The sequence below is a fragment of the Schinkia azotoformans LMG 9581 genome (assembly GCF_000307855.1).
GTDB lineage: Bacteria > Bacillota > Bacilli > Bacillales > Bacillaceae_J > Schinkia > Schinkia azotoformans.
This window is the reverse complement of the sequence record NZ_AJLR01000042.1, coordinates 70,414-84,695: the sequence shown is the minus strand read 5'-3', so window position 1 is coordinate 84,695 and position 14,282 is coordinate 70,414. Positions and strand designations below refer to the sequence as shown.

Genomic DNA, 14,282 nt, shown 5'->3' with positions numbered 1-14,282 from the left:
TACATTCTAATGGGTTAAAATTTAAATATCAAGTATTTGTTTGAATTTTCATAACATTCTTAAGTCAAAAAAAACATATTAGCGAACAGTAACAGTGACTGTTCGCTAACACTATAAGATCATTCATCCGCATTGTCTCTTTGACACTTCTTTGATTGCTATAAATTGACAATGAAATATTTTCTTAAAATTCTCCAATGTTCACCATCTGTACGCGACACATTTGGAAATTTACCAACTTCTGATGATTTTATAAGATACGTGGTGCATCCTAATAGCTTCATTAAGTAGTATGTATTTCTTCTACAGTAGAACCGTTTGACTGAAAATGAGTGCTTTTGGCTAACGTATAATGGACGTCCCCTGTTGAATAGGCTTGCACTACTTTCTCTTATTGCCCAAACAAAAATGTGTTTGAAAGTGCTACAATACTAATAAGGAGCAAATCAGTTTTTTTCTGCAGAGGTTAAATTCTCACTAGTGTCCTTTTCCGCAATTATGGATCTCTCTGAGGAATTTCTTGTGTATTTACAGTTGATTGTACGCCCGAATTTTTTCACAACAAAAAACCTCCACAATAATAATTATTGTAGAGGACATTTTTTTACAATATGAAGCTTTATGAATAGTAATCCAAAAGCAGCTAGTAAAACAGCCCGAAAAAAATGACCGGCTCGAAACTTCATTTTATCACTCCCTACCGGTTTATTAAATGGGGCTAAAGGATAGTGTTTTTCAGTGAATCGATAGTCGAAGACCGTAGTACCCTCCATCCCCCACTTCCAACTGCAAGTAAAGATTTCTTAGCCTGATATGCCTGATTATAGTTTCCAGTTGGATTTAACCACCCAATGATTCGCTCCTGTTGATGGGGCTTAAGCAAGGGGATTAATTGACTATAAATAACATCTGGCTGAAGGAAATATAAATATACGAGCAATCCCAAGAAAAGTAAAAAAGTAATGAAAAAAGCAGCAAGTATCTTTTTATTTATCCAGATAAGTACAGCATGCTTCCGATGGCAATAAAATATAGCAAAACCATCCCAGTGTCTGGCTGTTGATAAACAAACAAAGAAGGCTGAATGGATCCTACATAAGGAATCATAAACCACCTTTTAGCCCCTAATACTGGATAAGCGATCGATTTCGGTGAATAATTCAAAACAACAATAATAAAAAATAAAGCAATATAGGAAGGCCAAGTTATCCGTTCAATTTGATCTATATCAAGTTTAGCAACGAAAATTAATATTAAAAAACCAATCATATAATTGATTCCTTGTTTCATTGCAAAGTTTTGAGTACCATATTGACCTGTCTGCTGACTGCTATAAATAAAAACTAAGCTTAATATAAAAAATGATATTAAAATAAAAAGAATTACACTATCTAATCTTCTATACCAAATAATTTCTGAATTCATTTACACACCAATCACCTAATTTCAGGAAGCTACTATTTATAGCTTCCACTATCTTTTTGTTCAAAAGGTGAATTTTTAGGCTCTCTGAGTAATTTATTATAAATATACATAATCGCATTCGGAATCGGCTTGAGAAAACTTGAAGCCTTAAAAACTATTAGGCTGACCGAAAGCGCAACAAGGCTACTCCCAAGAACATCAAACGGATAATGATGACCTACATATATGCGTGAAAAACCTGTTAAAGCGGCAAATAATACCGTAATGAAGCCAATTTTTCGATGCCACAAGAAAATAGCTAGCGCCAATGAAAACGCACCTGTTGTATGATCACTAGGAAAAGAGGCATCCGCAATATGCGGGATTAACATATTCACATGATGCGTTACGAATGGTCGAGGTTCAAAGTAAATTTGACTAATAAGAAAATTAATAATTAGGCCAAGTGCTCCCGTAAGAGCAGCGTAAACAACTGTATATTTATATTTTTCATTTCCAAAAAGCCACATAAACAATAATGTGAAAGCAAAAATATACAGAGCTTTTTCAGTAATAAAAACCATAGTGGCATCTAAGATCGGATGTGTTCCTGCTAGCTGATTAATTGCTTGGAATATTTCAACATTCATCTATAAAATCCTCATCTCTATATTTATTCAAAACTATCACTACTTCCATTGGGGTTTCCTTGAAATTTTTTCGCGAATCGATCGAGTACAAGCTGTACAGCAATTGCGTCATCTATATAACCTACCGGGAGAATATAATCAGGGACCACATCGACAGGCAAAATGAAATATAACAGTGCACTGCCAAGTACCGCTAATTGCGGCGGCGATGCCTTCATGGAACAAAATTTTGCATACATTTGCTGTAATTGATTAATAAACGGCCCCATGCTACCTAATTTTTTTACCTTCTCTTCAAATCCATTAATAATGGTTTCTTTACCTTCTTCGGTTTGAGAAAATTGCTCGTACATCGCCAGCTGGCTTTCAACGTTTTTAATCGAGAATTTCTTATTTAATAGATTAGAAGTTTCAAGGAAATTTTGAATGTACTCTATTGATACATTGATATCATTTGAATAGACCTTTTTTTGTTTTTGCTCTTGTAGATAACCTGCAGCTGTAAATAAAGTATCAAGTGGAATGTCAAGGCACTCAGAAAACTTTTGTAAATGATCTGGAGTTGCTTTTCTTTTACAGTTAATAATTCGTGAAATAGTAGCAGTATCAATGTCAGTTAGTTCGCCAAGCTTCCGCATCGACAATGATTTTTTCTTTAATGAATCTTTTAATAGCAAACCAAGACTGTTATCTTTGCCACTTTCAGACATACTCAACTTTCCTTTCATTATTCGATTTACTCCTACTCTAAATTACTTTCGGTATCTTCAGCTAAAAAGTCTGTTAAAGCTTGTTTGTTTTTATTGAAATCAATTTTTAAAACTGCTCCTACTTTGACACGGTCATTCACATAGGAATCATTTATAGGAATCCGTATTGTCTCTACCGGTTGGGATTTACCCGCTATTAGACCTTTTCCAATTGCAAGAATTGTACTAGCATCTACATTTGTATCAATGTATGGATCGGCAACCCCAAGTATTTTAGGGAGATTTTGATTATATTGATAGATACTATAAGTTGCTATAGTGATTCCTAAAATAACAGCTAATAAAAAAATGTTTCTTAATAATTTGCTTATACTCGTCTGACTTCTCTTCATATCAACATCACCAATCACTTAAATTAAACAATTATGACATTTAGAAATATAGCCCACTGTTGACTCTTTGTCAACATTATCAATAATATCTTTTAACAAAGCCAAAATAAAAACTTTTTGTCTTTAAAACTTGAGTCTAAAAAAATGCTGTAAATGCAATAATCAATATAATTACCCCACTTATAATCGTTCCAAATTGCCCCACAGTAAATGAACCAATCCGAACATCTGCTAATTTAGACCCTACATTTACTCCTGCCCAAACACTGATGAAACTGCCAATTGCAGCGGTTAAAGAAATCGCTAGCGGAGAAAGACCGAGTAATCCAGCTCCTAATCCATTGGTAAGAGCATTTGCGGATAATGCAACACCGAGTATGATTGCTTCCCCCAGCCAATATCACCGGATTTATCTGCATCGGCAACCTCAGGATTACGCAGAATTCCTTTAATACTTATTGGCTGTTTAGTTCACTCACTTACTTCCTCCGAATTTCCCTTTTTACGAGGGGCAGACAATAATATTATTCGAATACCAATAATAAAAAAAGTAAAAAAGCTCCGAAAATCATAGGGAGCATCCCTGGAAGGATATTTGATAACCAAAGTCCAAATGAGATTCCAGCCATACTCATGAGGAAACAAATGACAGCTATCAAAATATTAGGCCCCATCCTAATTTGTATCTTTCGTATCCCATAAGAAATTCCTACTCCTAAATTATCTATACTTGACGAAACAGCAAATGCTAATATAATAAGCCAATTCAATTTATACACCCCTTCAACTTTTTTACATTGTATAAATGAAATTGACAAAAAATGCATGTCTATTTAAAAAAATGTTGACATTAAGTCAACGAAAATCCTTTTCAATAGAGTAGGAGGAGAATTTTAGTCCCCGACCTCTCAGTCGAGTAGCCCCCGGGAGTTTCACCCAGAGGCTCTCACAGAACCGTACGTGAATCTCTCGATTCATACGGCTCATATCATTCAGCCATTAAGGAACCATTCCAAGAACCCAGTGTGGAAACATGCTGGGTTCTCTTTTCGCAAGTCCTTTAAGCCATGTTTCGGCTCTTTTTCGATGTCCCCTAAATCTCTTATATTTACACATTGCCCATTTGGTTAATCTCCGATTTACACAATCAATTGAGTATTTAACTGCTGATGGATTGTACTTAGTAAAGTAGTTGAGCCAACCTCTAATCATTGGATTTATCATCTCTGCTATGATTTCGATATTGCAACCAGTGAACTTATGAATATTCATTTCCTTTATCTTGCTACGGAAGGATTTCCCGGACTTTTTACTAACTGATGGAAGAAAATTAAATTGTAGTCTTCCTAACCTGTCTTTGATGAAAATCCTTCGAAAAGTGTAGCCCAAGAAGTCAAATTCCGTAACTGGATACTCATTTACCCTATCCTTATCTTTGCAGTAGACAATCTTTGTCTTTTCCGGATGTAATTCCAGTTTGCATTCTTTTAACCGCTGATTGAGTTTTCTCAGTATGTCCTGAGCCTCTTCTTCCGATTTGCAGTGTATGATGGCATCATCTGCGTACCGTTCAAATGGCGCTCGTAGATTTGTTCGAACCATCCACACATCGAACGCATAATGCATAAACAAGTTCGCAAGAACTGGACTTATTACTCCACCTTGCGGTGTCCCCAAATTTCTTTCAATCTTACGATTTTCTGAATCCATAAATGGTGCTTTGAGCCATCTTTCGATATAAATCCTTATCCATGACTCTTTCTCGTGCTTTTAGACAGCTCGCATTAATAATTCATGATCAATATTATCAAACAATCCTTTAATATCGAACTCAATGACATAGTCATATTTCCAGCACCTTTTTCTTGCTTGTCCAATAGCGTCAATGGTTGATTTATTTGGACGGTATCCATAAGGGTCTTCATGAAATATCGGTTCAACCTTTGGTTCTAGATACATTTTAACTACCATCTGTGCGACTCTATCCTCGACTGTTGGAATACCTAGTCCTCGTTTCCCTCCAGTTTTCTTGGGTATTTCAACTAACTTAACTGGTGGAGGAAAATAGCTACCGGAGCTCATTCTATTCCAAACTTTATAAAGGTTTCCTTTGAGATTAATCTCAAATTCCTTTATGTCTTGTCCATCAATTCCCGCACTACCTCTATTCGCTTTTACTCTTTTAAAGGCTGTTAGTACAATATGTTTTGAGATTTTAAATGGCTTACTCTCTTTCATCAAATCCTCCTGTTTCCACAGTTGTTATCAGATATTGAGTTGAATGATGGTGCCCCTTCGCTCCATTGCCATTACAGCAACTTCATTACTACTACGAGCACCTCCGCCCCTGTACCACGCTTCGCTATTTCGACCTTGCTTTTCTGTAGCTTGTGACTTTTCGCTTAACATCGTGATGCAGGTTCCTGTGTTTCACATCAGAGCCTGATATACACTCATGTCGCCTTAATACCGTTTGCCGAACAGTCAGCTTTCCAGGTTATCTTCCGCTCTTATCCTTGTCTAGTGGTGAACAACAAGTTTTGACAAAACTTTACGTTATCGATACTTCTTCAGCGATTCACTTTCGTTCATCTTTGTATATCTCACATGATTGTTTTAATACAACCTTTTCCCTAGACGCTTACTACCACAACTCTTTATTGCAGCAGCTTAGGGTTGTTTGATGGATTTGCCTGGTACAATCTCCATCGAGGGACCTTCCCCCATCTCTGATGTGCCTTTCACAGCACACCACCACCATACGTACCGTTCGGTATATGGCGGTTCATTTAAGTATGACGTAAGTAGTTGTATCTAACTAATAGACTTTTTAGCTTTTGGTTTCGCCAAAATTCTAAATTAAGCGTCGTGTGTAAGATAGGACTTTTGGAGATGCGCCAGTATTTCTTGCGGGTATTTCCCCACTCATAGGCTTTTTCCTTCGGAACCCCAAGGGATATAAGCCTTTTTGTTTTGGTTTTAGGCAATTTCCATTGTTTCCAAAGGCACATGCGGAGTCTTCTTCTAAGTATTTCATCGAGTTGTTTAAAGGGAGTTGGCGTGTCCGCCAGCGCAAAATATCCACACCATCCCACTAGGTGTTCATTAATCTTTTCAATGCGTTCCTCCATGGGTATGGGTTTTGACCGTGATGTTAATTCCTTGATTTTGCGTTTTGCCCTCTTTATGCTTTCTTTTGCGATACGAATCTTTGGGGAATGGTGTAAAGTGAAACTGAACCCAAGAAACTTTCGTTTCCATGGTCGGTCACGGTAGGAATACCTAACAATCTTACGCCACCATTCGGTTTCGGGATTTCGACTCGTCTGACTGGCATCGGTTCGTAGGTTCCATCTTCAATAGAATTTCGGAGTTCATCCCAGTTTTGTAGAAGATGCGCTCGTAGGAATTTTACAGGCATCCCATCTACTCCGTGTTTGCCTTTATTCTTTTCAACTCGATGTAGAGCTGCTAGAAGATTGTCCCGTGACAACAGTTTCTTCATCATATCGATACTTCTCCTCGCGTGAATATACCTTCTATTTGTGCCACTGTTTATTCCACCCTCTTAAAGTCCCCTACGGAATTCACCGTTTCCTCCCTTAAGTAAGTCCGTTTGGATTGTCTGTATCATCATAGACAGTGAACGTCCTAGTGTATATTCTTCCTAAATGTTCAGTCCTTCCCCAAAACATCTTAAGCTGTTTGAGTACTATGACCTCTGCTGACTTCTGACTGTTCAGCTATCCATCGCTAGATAGGTTACCGAGTGTGCTCGGCTTATCAGTCAGACCTCCCCAGGTAAGAGTGCAATCTTTCCCTCCACCTATCTGCTTCATTTACTCCGTATCACCTTCGGCAGAAGGGGCTTTATCTTGTCTAGCAGACTCACCCAATGATACTTAGCCTAATATGAAGTTCGTGTTCCTCAGACCGGGGGTTTGCCGCTCGCTTCCTTCACAGATTCCACGTCACCGTGGACACCCTTGCGTTAAGCTAACCGTTACTTCTGCCTTCACGGCTCGGGACTTTCACCCTGTAGGCTGCACCCATGCTGGGCGCACTAAACAAAAAAGCTCTCATTATTATGAGTGCTTTTTTTGAACCTACCGGTCTTTTTATTTTTTGACAATTCTTCTACCACTAAGCTGCATCTTATATGTAGTATGATTTCCCACCGTATTTAACGTAAGTAAAGATACGGAAAATGCCACATTTGTATCTTTGTAGAAGCATTATATATAGTAAGTAATTATAGTTTTCAACGTAAACAACGATAGGACTTTACTTGGAGGGGTGGGTATGATAGGCTCGTTTGCCAGATGAAACAACGGCTTCAGCCTTTCAAGACCAATCATGCCCACAGAGGCTCCAAGTCAAGTCCTTAAACACCTTTCTACGGTTACATGTAAACTATGTTAAAAGGTGCACCATATAAGGGATCTGAAACGGATACTATATATAAGCACCTCGTTACTTCAATAAACAGGGGATTAATCTGCTGTACATCAGGTTCGGAATGAGTAACATCAAAAATGAATTTTTAGTTTAAAATATTTTCCACCTTTGTCCGAATCCGGAAGGACAAAAATTACATAACATGTACTATCTTCTAAAAAAGGCGGTGATTTCTATGAGTTATGGTGGTGGAATGATGGGTACAAACTTTGCTTTAATTGTTGTACTTTTCATCTTATTGATTATCGTTGGAACAGCCTTTGTTGGCGGAGGTTATTAGTATTATTTAAAGTCTAATCCAACCTCTATTCCCATAATAGGAAGTACTTTTCTAAACGTGCTTCCTATTATTAAAACTCATTACCGGAGGTGTAAAGTTATGTATACACGCCCCATTTTTTGCCCACCAAGATTTGTAGTTCGAGACCGTTTTGTTCCATGTGTTCATCCTATTGTCCATCCAGTAGTTCATGTAAATCGTTTAAATATAGTAGATGTGCCTCGACACATTTATAAACCTATTAGAAAAAATGTTATTGTTCATCACAGACGACCTTTTTATTGCTGAATTTCCATTATACAAAACTATCGCATTTCTATCCTATTTATGAATATAATTACATTATAGAAAGAATTTAACAAAATTTTAATAATCAAATATATAAACTCAGAGGAAGCACCTCGAGCTTAGTTGCCTAAAAGCAACTAGTTCAAGGTGTTTTTTTATGTTATAAGGAGGAATTGGGATGCGATATGAAGATTTAAAGGATGTGCTAACAGTTAAAGATATCATGGAGTTTTTAGGAATCAGCAGAGCAAAAGCTTATGAGCTCGTAAATTCTGGGGAGTTTCATACGGTGAGAGTTGGTACCAGAATTCTCATACCAAAAATATCTATTCAGAAATGGTTAGAGGGAGAAAAATAAAAATAGTACGGCTCCTAACTCATTCCATCAAGGTTTAAACTAATAAACACCAAGTCATATTAATAATGGTGATTCGAGTTTAGGTGCCCAGTCTTTTCAAGGAGGTAGTTGACCTATGACTGGTCACATAACCAAAGACAAAAAGACAGGTGCCTATTATATTACAATTGAAGTGGGTACGAAAGGAAATCGAAAGCGAAAGGTACAAAAAACTTCAAAATTAAAAGGGATGCCAAAGTGGCTCTAGATCTTCCTATAGCAGAACTTCAAAAAGAAGTAGGCAACAACGATGATTCTAAAGAGGACCTGTCCTTGAGTGATTATCTAGATTATTGGCTTAAGTCGTATGTCAAATCAAATACTTCACCGAATACCTACAGAGGGTATGAGCAAATCATCCGTGTTCATTTAAAACCGATATTGGGACATATCAAGCTACAAGAGTTAACCTCTTTACAACTACAGAATTATTATGTAGATAAACTAGAGGATTTATCTGCTCAAACAGTCAAACATCATCATCGATTGTTATCGCAAGCATTAAATGATGCGGTAGATTGGGAGTTTGTGAACAAAAATGTCACCATGAAGACCAAGCCACCAAAGCCCCAAAAATTCAGACCGACTTTCTATACAAAAGAGGAATTAGAACAACTTTTTGAAGCAGCAAAATCGAGCACTATCTATTACCCAATAATATACACAGCAGGCCATACGGGGCCCGTTTAGGTGTGCATCCAAAAATTGTCAGCGAACGATTAGGCCACTCAAAATTGGAATCACATTAGATATATACAGCCATGCCATTCCTTCTTTTCAGGAACAGGCTGTTGAAATATTTGATGACGAAGATGATCACGAATATCCAACTTGCTCATTTGGCACCCAAATGGCACCCGGGTTTTAAAAAGGGATCGAATCTAGGCTTGCTGCATCACAAGCGAGAAGCTTCAATCCCTTGATATGTAAGGTTTGGCGGGACCGTGTGAGAATCGAACTCACCTGACCGCGCACGGCGGTCACGTACGGTTTTGAAGACCGCGGAGGAATAATCATAAAAATATCATTCCTACAAATCCCATTATATCAATGTTTTCACTAACAACATACACGGATTTTACTGTTAAACCTGTGCGGTTGTTTTATCATCCTCTAAGTACAATTATAACTTTACCAACAAATCAATTTCAAGTTGAAATATTAAATATATGCTACTTTCTACAATTTTATTACTAATATTTTTTAAGCACCTATTTCTTAGTGCCTATGTACAATTACGACCATTTTATTTCATAAATTTCATCATCAATTTCATCTAATCTCATCATTAATTTAGCACCCTGTTCAATATCATTACATTTAGCCATTTCATTATATAAGTGATTTTGTTCCATCAATAATACATCATATCTTGTTATTTCCATTCCTATCTCTCCCTTTTATTTGGTAATTATTTTATTATAACTTCCAATCCTTCCTAATTCTGTTATCTGTATCACAGTGTTGTTTAAATTATCTGATAACTTTATGACACATTGAAGCACCTAATAACATAATTGTCTTTTCTCTAGCTGAAAGTGATCTCCAAGTTGAAGTCTTAATCATCATACTTTAAAACCTCCTAATAAATATTTTCTAAATCAAACCTTTAACTTTCTAAAGTAATTATACACTTTACTAAATATTACCGTCAACCCCTTATTTTTATTTTTCTAAAGGTTTGATATAATAAAGTAAAGAAAACAAGCATATACATAAAGAAATTTAAATTAGGAGGTGTACAAAATGATTTCCTATGCCCCATTAATGGCAACTCTCCATAAAAAAGGAATGAGTAAATCGGATTTACAAAAAGCAGTTAAAACTTCATCTGCAACAATTGCAAAAATCAGTAAGGATCAGTATATATCAATGAAGATACTTGATGATATTTGTAGGATATTAAATTGTAGAATTGAGGAAGTTATTGAATATATAAACGAAGAAAACCGCCAAGAAAATTAATTCTTAGCGGTTTTACTTTTTAACTCTCTAATTAATATATCATATGCTTTATCCTTTATTATTTTTATATCTTGCTCAGTTTTATTTGTTGGTGGTTTTGTTTCAAATACAATATTAATCTTTTTCATTTTTTCTAATTTTCTACTCCTTATGTTCGGTCGTAATTGATGGCTTGATTATAATACAATTCTGCAATTAATTTGTATAATTCGTTGATATCTTTTTTAGGTAAATTATGTTCCACAAAATTAATGGTGTAATTCTTCTTTTTTATAGTCTTTATTATTTTGTAATCATTTTCTGTAATAATTGTCCTCATTTACACTTCTCTTCCCTATAGGTGTATTTTTCCATCAAATATTCAAATACCTTATAAAATTCATCACTATTCAATATCTTATCAATTTCCTGCTTATCATTTTCGGTTATTTCCTTAATAATTTTATAATCAGATGATTTTTGCTTTTTAATCATCTGCATATTTAACTCCTTTTTTCTTTTCTAATTCGACACTCTTTTTATAATTTAGTTCGGTCATATATTCTATAACCGCTTTTGCAAAGTTTTTCAATGCTTCTTCACTAGGCTCATTCAACAATCTAATCTTTATTTCAGCACCCAGTGATGTTGTTATGGTTTTTTCTGTAATTTTTTTCTCCATTTTCAATCACCTTTTTCAAGTTTTATAAGGTTGAATGCCACTATTTAAATTTTGCTAGTATTAAATTTACTTGTTTCTGATAGTAGTCATCGAGAGTAAACTCACCAAGAAAATAACACTCAATAATAATTTCATCTTCTTTATTTTTAGTTTTCTTCTGTTCTTTTACCTTTACTTCCTGTTGTTTGATCATTTGTTTCCCTCTTGCTTCATTTTGGCAATTATTAAATTTACTTCTTTTTGAAAATATTCATCTAATGTAAACTCTCCAAGAAAAATTCTGTATTTTATTCTAACTTCCTTCTCTTTACTTTTAGTTGGCTTTTTACCTTTTTCTTCAGAATCTTGTTGTGTACTCATGGTTGATTTCCTCCAATTCTTATTTTGATGCTTCTACATAATAAGTTATTTTGAAATAATTGTAAAAACATAAATTAATTAATAGAAAATCATAAAAAGACAGCTAGAGATTAATCTAACTGTCTTTCTTTGTTATGCTATTGAATTACCAACACCAGTAATGATATTCAAGATCATCGGACTTAACATGACTAGTATATATCCTATTGCCGCTTTTTGTATCATGTCAATTCCTTGTTCCTGTTGACCTATCATATACCTCAAACAACCTGCCGTGACCATTACCCCTGCTATTGGTCTAGCAAGTTCTTTTAAAACATCTATCAACGGTTGTAATGCTTTATTAACTGTAATACCAAATGAATCTGTCATTGCATTAACTGGAATTGCCTCTTGTGTAATTTCTTGAGCAAATGCCATTGGTAAACTAATATCAAGCATAAAACTACCTGCAACAACTGTTACTAACACTTTTATACCTAACTTAACTAGTCGTTTATTTACCTTATTCACAGTGCGTTGAACACGATATTCACCAGACATAAACTCACCAATTGTTCCTACAGTTTGAATCTTATGAGTTAATATCATTATTAACCACCCTTTCATTTAATCTAAGAATATAGCCTTAATAAGCGTTCCTGCTTTTAACAATATTGTGTCTGGATTTTCGGAAGCATAAAGAGTCAAATAAAATACACCGCAAAAGAATCCGACTACGAATTTAAACATCTTTCAACCACTCCCTCTATAAAGTCATTCTCAATCATAGGAGTCTGAACAGTATGCTTCCTGTCAGTAATGTAAACCCCTCTTCCCTTGATAAATGGCAAATGTGCCGCATCCGTAATACCTTCACCTAATACGACCTCACTAGCCTTATCACTTTGTAATTTGAAACATAATTTAGCATCACAATTCTGTTTAATATTATGGTTTAATACTTCACTATAAGGTGTTTGAGTTGCGTAAATTAATCTATAACCTAATGCACCTGATACCCTTGCAACCCTTGATAATATAGTTTCACATTTTCCTTTGATCTTTTTTAAATCACTATCTTTTTCAATATTTGGTGAAAGTTCGGCTCCTTCATCCACAACAATGAAGCACCTGTTTTTAATGCCAGCTTCCTGTACATTTTCAAACTTGTTTTGCTTTAAATAGTCCATTACTTCATCTATTTGATTATTAACCATCTCTAACACTTCTAATGATTCTTCAGCATTACTAGCAATACTAATAACCTGTGGACAATCCTTAAATCTTTGGAATGTTAATCCACCCTTCAAATCAATCAAAATAAACGATACATGCTTTGGATGATTTAATAATAATGTTGTGATAGCATTCTTTAAGAAAATACTTTTTCCATATAGTGTTGTGCCCGCAACGACCATATGGCAAATTTTTTCAAATGAATGTTTAATGAAACCTGTTCGAGTTACACCAATTGGAATTTCCCAATCGGCACATTTTGGTACTTTTTCATAAGGTAAATAATCAGTTAACGGCTCATTAAAAACTTTAATTTTTAGTACCCTGTCATACGTTATATAAACCTCTTTAAGCGTGTTTTTAGGTTTCATGAGTGTTTGTATCTGCTTTACATAATTGCCCCTAAAATCAAACTCACGAATCATAGAAAACGAAAATTCAGGTGTGTTCTTACTATTCAATGAATCCTCAATCACCTGCTTTTTCTTCTCAAAATCATGAAATGATAATCCCTCTGGCATCCTGTAAATGTACTCAGTGAAACTTTCTTTCTTTGAAACCCGTAATAATTTTGGAGTATCTTCTTTACCGCCATATTTTACATACAATCCACATTTTCTAAAGATACGATCTAATTTCTTTTTTTCACTACCACCATAACCACTTTTCAAATACTCAGCACCAATCCAAACACTGCCTGCCAATATTGATTCAATTATCATGTTAATTTCCCCTTAGCATCGGATTATATGGTTGTGGTACTACTTGTTGCTTTTGTTGTGGTGTACCGATACTACTATTTGATACTACCGATTTACTATTAATGGTAATACTACTTTTACGTTTGATTTCTTCATCAATTAATTTCTTAATAACTCCACTAAATGATTTCTTACCAATGAAATCTAATCGCCTAATATCATCTGGATTTGTATGATTGAAGCTGATTGACCGAACCCATTTGTTTTTACTCATGTTACCAACTCCCATTTGGTTATTGGTAAATGATATTATCGGTATGATTAAAATATTACTTTATTTTAATTAATAAATTTCGGTAGTTAGTGCCCGATAAAAGGGAATTACGATACACTGTTGAATTAGATAGAAAAGCCAAAAAAGGGGAATTTAAAATGTTGATTCCTAAAATAGAGGAAATCGTGAAAAAAAGAGGATATATGAAGAAGTTTGTAGCTGAACAAATTGATATGTCACCGCAACAATTTAACAACCTAATAAAGGGTAAGAATTTTACAACAACGGAAAAACTTTTTAAATTGGCTAAATTTTTAGATGTGAGAGTCGATGATTTATATGAATACAATGAGGAAGATTAGTCATAGTTCTATGACTGTGTGGACAAACAAAAATACCGCCATTTTGACGGTACTATCTGACGGTTATATAGACTAAAAGCTAATACTACGCTTTATGCTAGTAATAGCTTATGTTTTGGGACAAGGCAATTATGCAAGTCTATTATTGATATTTAAAGTTTA

The 14,282-nt window shown here is 35.0% G+C and carries 21 protein-coding genes and 3 pseudogenes; 6 read left to right on the top strand and 18 right to left on the bottom strand.

The window, feature by feature from the left end:
• Window positions 1-718: 718 nt before the first annotated feature.
• From BAZO_RS23380 to BAZO_RS21600, 9 genes and pseudogenes are all read right to left on the bottom strand, one after another.
• On the bottom strand, window positions 719-964 hold the full coding sequence (locus tag BAZO_RS23380; RefSeq protein ID WP_411844590.1) for a hypothetical protein: 246 nt from the start codon (window positions 962-964) through the stop codon (window positions 719-721).
• Window positions 965-990: 26 nt separating this feature from the next.
• The gene (locus BAZO_RS06145) at window positions 991-1,425 is read right to left on the bottom strand and encodes an FtsW/RodA/SpoVE family cell cycle protein (RefSeq protein WP_003330477.1); all 435 of its coding nucleotides are present in this window, start codon (window positions 1,423-1,425) and stop codon (window positions 991-993) included.
• 32 nt (window positions 1,426-1,457) lie between these two features.
• Window positions 1,458-2,054, bottom strand: a complete 597-nt coding sequence (locus BAZO_RS06140; protein ID WP_003330476.1) for an undecaprenyl-diphosphatase — start codon at window positions 2,052-2,054, stop codon at window positions 1,458-1,460.
• A 23-nt stretch (window positions 2,055-2,077) separates the two neighbouring features.
• Window positions 2,078-2,764, bottom strand: a complete 687-nt coding sequence (locus BAZO_RS06135) for a DUF1232 domain-containing protein (protein WP_051015776.1) — start codon at window positions 2,762-2,764, stop codon at window positions 2,078-2,080.
• Between the two features lie 32 nt (window positions 2,765-2,796).
• Complete coding sequence (locus tag BAZO_RS06130) at window positions 2,797-3,156, bottom strand: LCP family protein (protein ID WP_003330474.1); 360 nt, start codon at window positions 3,154-3,156, stop codon at window positions 2,797-2,799.
• A gap of 136 nt (window positions 3,157-3,292) precedes the next feature.
• Window positions 3,293-3,926: pseudogene (ytaF, locus tag BAZO_RS22945) on the bottom strand (sporulation membrane protein YtaF).
• Window positions 3,927-4,155: 229 nt separating this feature from the next.
• Window positions 4,156-4,545, bottom strand: a complete 390-nt coding sequence (locus BAZO_RS22940; RefSeq protein WP_268869815.1) for a group II intron maturase-specific domain-containing protein — start codon at window positions 4,543-4,545, stop codon at window positions 4,156-4,158.
• A pseudogene (ltrA, locus tag BAZO_RS22935) lies at window positions 4,543-5,238 on the bottom strand (group II intron reverse transcriptase/maturase); the annotation flags it as partial. The pseudogene ltrA and the gene BAZO_RS22940, both read right to left, overlap by 3 nt.
• 707 nt (window positions 5,239-5,945) lie before the next feature.
• Window positions 5,946-6,664, bottom strand: a pseudogene (locus BAZO_RS21600) (group II intron maturase-specific domain-containing protein).
• A gap of 1,125 nt (window positions 6,665-7,789) precedes the next feature.
• On the opposite strand from BAZO_RS21600, the gene BAZO_RS21595 reads away from it, so the two are divergent.
• The 4 genes from BAZO_RS21595 (at window position 7,790) to BAZO_RS06100 (ending at window position 9,269) form a co-directional block, all read left to right on the top strand.
• A complete protein-coding gene (locus BAZO_RS21595) occupies window positions 7,790-7,894 on the top strand; it encodes a YjcZ family sporulation protein (RefSeq protein WP_081585647.1) in 105 nt (34 codons plus the stop codon).
• Window positions 7,895-8,360: 466 nt separating this feature from the next.
• A complete protein-coding gene (locus BAZO_RS06105; protein ID WP_003330470.1) occupies window positions 8,361-8,540 on the top strand; it encodes a helix-turn-helix domain-containing protein in 180 nt (59 codons plus the stop codon).
• Between the two features lie 115 nt (window positions 8,541-8,655).
• Complete coding sequence (locus tag BAZO_RS23180) at window positions 8,656-8,787, top strand: hypothetical protein (protein ID WP_268869814.1); 132 nt, start codon at window positions 8,656-8,658, stop codon at window positions 8,785-8,787.
• A complete protein-coding gene (locus tag BAZO_RS06100) occupies window positions 8,778-9,269 on the top strand; it encodes a tyrosine-type recombinase/integrase (RefSeq protein ID WP_003330469.1) in 492 nt (163 codons plus the stop codon). The genes BAZO_RS23180 and BAZO_RS06100 overlap by 10 nt, the downstream gene beginning before the upstream one ends.
• 545 nt (window positions 9,270-9,814) lie before the next feature.
• Here BAZO_RS06100 and BAZO_RS22300 read toward each other — a convergent pair.
• Window positions 9,815-9,964 carry a hypothetical protein gene (locus tag BAZO_RS22300; RefSeq protein WP_157382078.1) on the bottom strand — a complete coding sequence of 50 codons (150 nt, stop codon included), beginning with the start codon at window positions 9,962-9,964 and terminating at the stop codon, window positions 9,815-9,817.
• A gap of 361 nt (window positions 9,965-10,325) precedes the next feature.
• Here BAZO_RS22300 and BAZO_RS06095 point away from each other — a divergent pair, with 361 nt between their 5' ends.
• The gene (locus tag BAZO_RS06095; RefSeq protein WP_003330468.1) at window positions 10,326-10,544 is read left to right on the top strand and encodes a helix-turn-helix domain-containing protein; all 219 of its coding nucleotides are present in this window, start codon (window positions 10,326-10,328) and stop codon (window positions 10,542-10,544) included.
• A 315-nt stretch (window positions 10,545-10,859) separates the two neighbouring features.
• On the opposite strand, the gene BAZO_RS22295 is transcribed toward BAZO_RS06095, so the two are convergent.
• The 8 genes from BAZO_RS22295 to BAZO_RS06075 form a co-directional block, all read right to left on the bottom strand.
• A complete protein-coding gene (locus tag BAZO_RS22295) occupies window positions 10,860-11,024 on the bottom strand; it encodes a hypothetical protein (RefSeq protein ID WP_157382077.1) in 165 nt (54 codons plus the stop codon).
• Window positions 11,011-11,205, bottom strand: coding sequence for a hypothetical protein (locus BAZO_RS06090; RefSeq protein WP_003330467.1), 195 nt, complete (start codon window positions 11,203-11,205; stop codon window positions 11,011-11,013). Before BAZO_RS06090 ends, BAZO_RS22295 begins: the two co-directional genes overlap by 14 nt.
• 40 nt (window positions 11,206-11,245) lie before the next feature.
• A complete protein-coding gene (locus BAZO_RS22290; protein WP_157382076.1) occupies window positions 11,246-11,398 on the bottom strand; it encodes a hypothetical protein in 153 nt (50 codons plus the stop codon).
• Window positions 11,395-11,565 (bottom strand): hypothetical protein, encoded by a 171-nt coding sequence (locus BAZO_RS22285; protein ID WP_157382075.1) that lies wholly within the window; start codon window positions 11,563-11,565, stop codon window positions 11,395-11,397. The genes BAZO_RS22290 and BAZO_RS22285 overlap by 4 nt, the downstream gene beginning before the upstream one ends.
• Before the next feature lie 132 nt (window positions 11,566-11,697).
• Window positions 11,698-12,156, bottom strand: a complete 459-nt coding sequence (locus tag BAZO_RS06085) for a hypothetical protein (RefSeq protein ID WP_003330466.1) — start codon at window positions 12,154-12,156, stop codon at window positions 11,698-11,700.
• An 18-nt stretch (window positions 12,157-12,174) separates the two neighbouring features.
• Entirely contained in the window at window positions 12,175-12,297 is a 123-nt protein-coding gene (locus tag BAZO_RS23175; RefSeq protein WP_268869813.1) for a hypothetical protein, read from the bottom strand.
• Window positions 12,282-13,505: an FtsK/SpoIIIE domain-containing protein gene (locus BAZO_RS06080; RefSeq protein ID WP_003330464.1), complete on the bottom strand. Its 1,224-nt coding sequence runs from the start codon at window positions 13,503-13,505 to the stop codon at window positions 12,282-12,284. The genes BAZO_RS23175 and BAZO_RS06080 overlap by 16 nt, the downstream gene beginning before the upstream one ends.
• 1 nt (window position 13,506) lies before the next feature.
• Window positions 13,507-13,758 carry a hypothetical protein gene (locus BAZO_RS06075; protein WP_003330463.1) on the bottom strand — a complete coding sequence of 84 codons (252 nt, stop codon included), beginning with the start codon at window positions 13,756-13,758 and terminating at the stop codon, window positions 13,507-13,509.
• Between the two features lie 158 nt (window positions 13,759-13,916).
• Between BAZO_RS06075 and BAZO_RS06070 the strand changes: the two genes are divergently transcribed.
• A complete protein-coding gene (locus BAZO_RS06070; protein WP_003330462.1) occupies window positions 13,917-14,120 on the top strand; it encodes a helix-turn-helix domain-containing protein in 204 nt (67 codons plus the stop codon).
• Window positions 14,121-14,282: the final 162 nt, after the last annotated feature.

Bases quoted from the DNA above. Each gene is read 5' to 3' on its own strand.
- BAZO_RS06135 (WP_051015776.1), bottom strand. From the start codon at position 2,764: ATGTCTGAAAGTGGCAAAGATAACAGTCTTGGTTTGCTATTAAAAGAT.
- BAZO_RS06105 (WP_003330470.1), top strand. From the start codon at position 8,361: ATGCGATATGAAGATTTAAAGGATGTGCTAACAGTTAAAGATATCATG.
- BAZO_RS06070 (WP_003330462.1), top strand. From the start codon at position 13,917: ATGTTGATTCCTAAAATAGAGGAAATCGTGAAAAAAAGAGGATATATG.
- BAZO_RS06130 (WP_003330474.1), bottom strand. From the start codon at position 3,156: ATGAAGAGAAGTCAGACGAGTATAAGCAAATTATTAAGAAACATTTTT.
- BAZO_RS22300 (WP_157382078.1), bottom strand. From the start codon at position 9,964: ATGGAAATAACAAGATATGATGTATTATTGATGGAACAAAATCACTTA.
- BAZO_RS06090 (WP_003330467.1), bottom strand. From the start codon at position 11,205: ATGGAGAAAAAAATTACAGAAAAAACCATAACAACATCACTGGGTGCT.
- BAZO_RS23175 (WP_268869813.1), bottom strand. From the start codon at position 12,297: ATGTTTAAATTCGTAGTCGGATTCTTTTGCGGTGTATTTTATTTGACT.
- BAZO_RS23180 (WP_268869814.1), top strand. From the start codon at position 8,656: ATGACTGGTCACATAACCAAAGACAAAAAGACAGGTGCCTATTATATT.
- BAZO_RS22295 (WP_157382077.1), bottom strand. From the start codon at position 11,024: ATGCAGATGATTAAAAAGCAAAAATCATCTGATTATAAAATTATTAAG.
- BAZO_RS06140 (WP_003330476.1), bottom strand. From the start codon at position 2,054: ATGAATGTTGAAATATTCCAAGCAATTAATCAGCTAGCAGGAACACAT.
- BAZO_RS06080 (WP_003330464.1), bottom strand. From the start codon at position 13,505: ATGATAATTGAATCAATATTGGCAGGCAGTGTTTGGATTGGTGCTGAG.
- BAZO_RS21595 (WP_081585647.1), top strand. From the start codon at position 7,790: ATGAGTTATGGTGGTGGAATGATGGGTACAAACTTTGCTTTAATTGTT.
- BAZO_RS06145 (WP_003330477.1), bottom strand. From the start codon at position 1,425: ATGAATTCAGAAATTATTTGGTATAGAAGATTAGATAGTGTAATTCTT.
- BAZO_RS22285 (WP_157382075.1), bottom strand. From the start codon at position 11,565: ATGAGTACACAACAAGATTCTGAAGAAAAAGGTAAAAAGCCAACTAAA.
- BAZO_RS06085 (WP_003330466.1), bottom strand. From the start codon at position 12,156: ATGATATTAACTCATAAGATTCAAACTGTAGGAACAATTGGTGAGTTT.
- BAZO_RS06075 (WP_003330463.1), bottom strand. From the start codon at position 13,758: ATGAGTAAAAACAAATGGGTTCGGTCAATCAGCTTCAATCATACAAAT.
- BAZO_RS06095 (WP_003330468.1), top strand. From the start codon at position 10,326: ATGATTTCCTATGCCCCATTAATGGCAACTCTCCATAAAAAAGGAATG.
- BAZO_RS22290 (WP_157382076.1), bottom strand. From the start codon at position 11,398: ATGATCAAACAACAGGAAGTAAAGGTAAAAGAACAGAAGAAAACTAAA.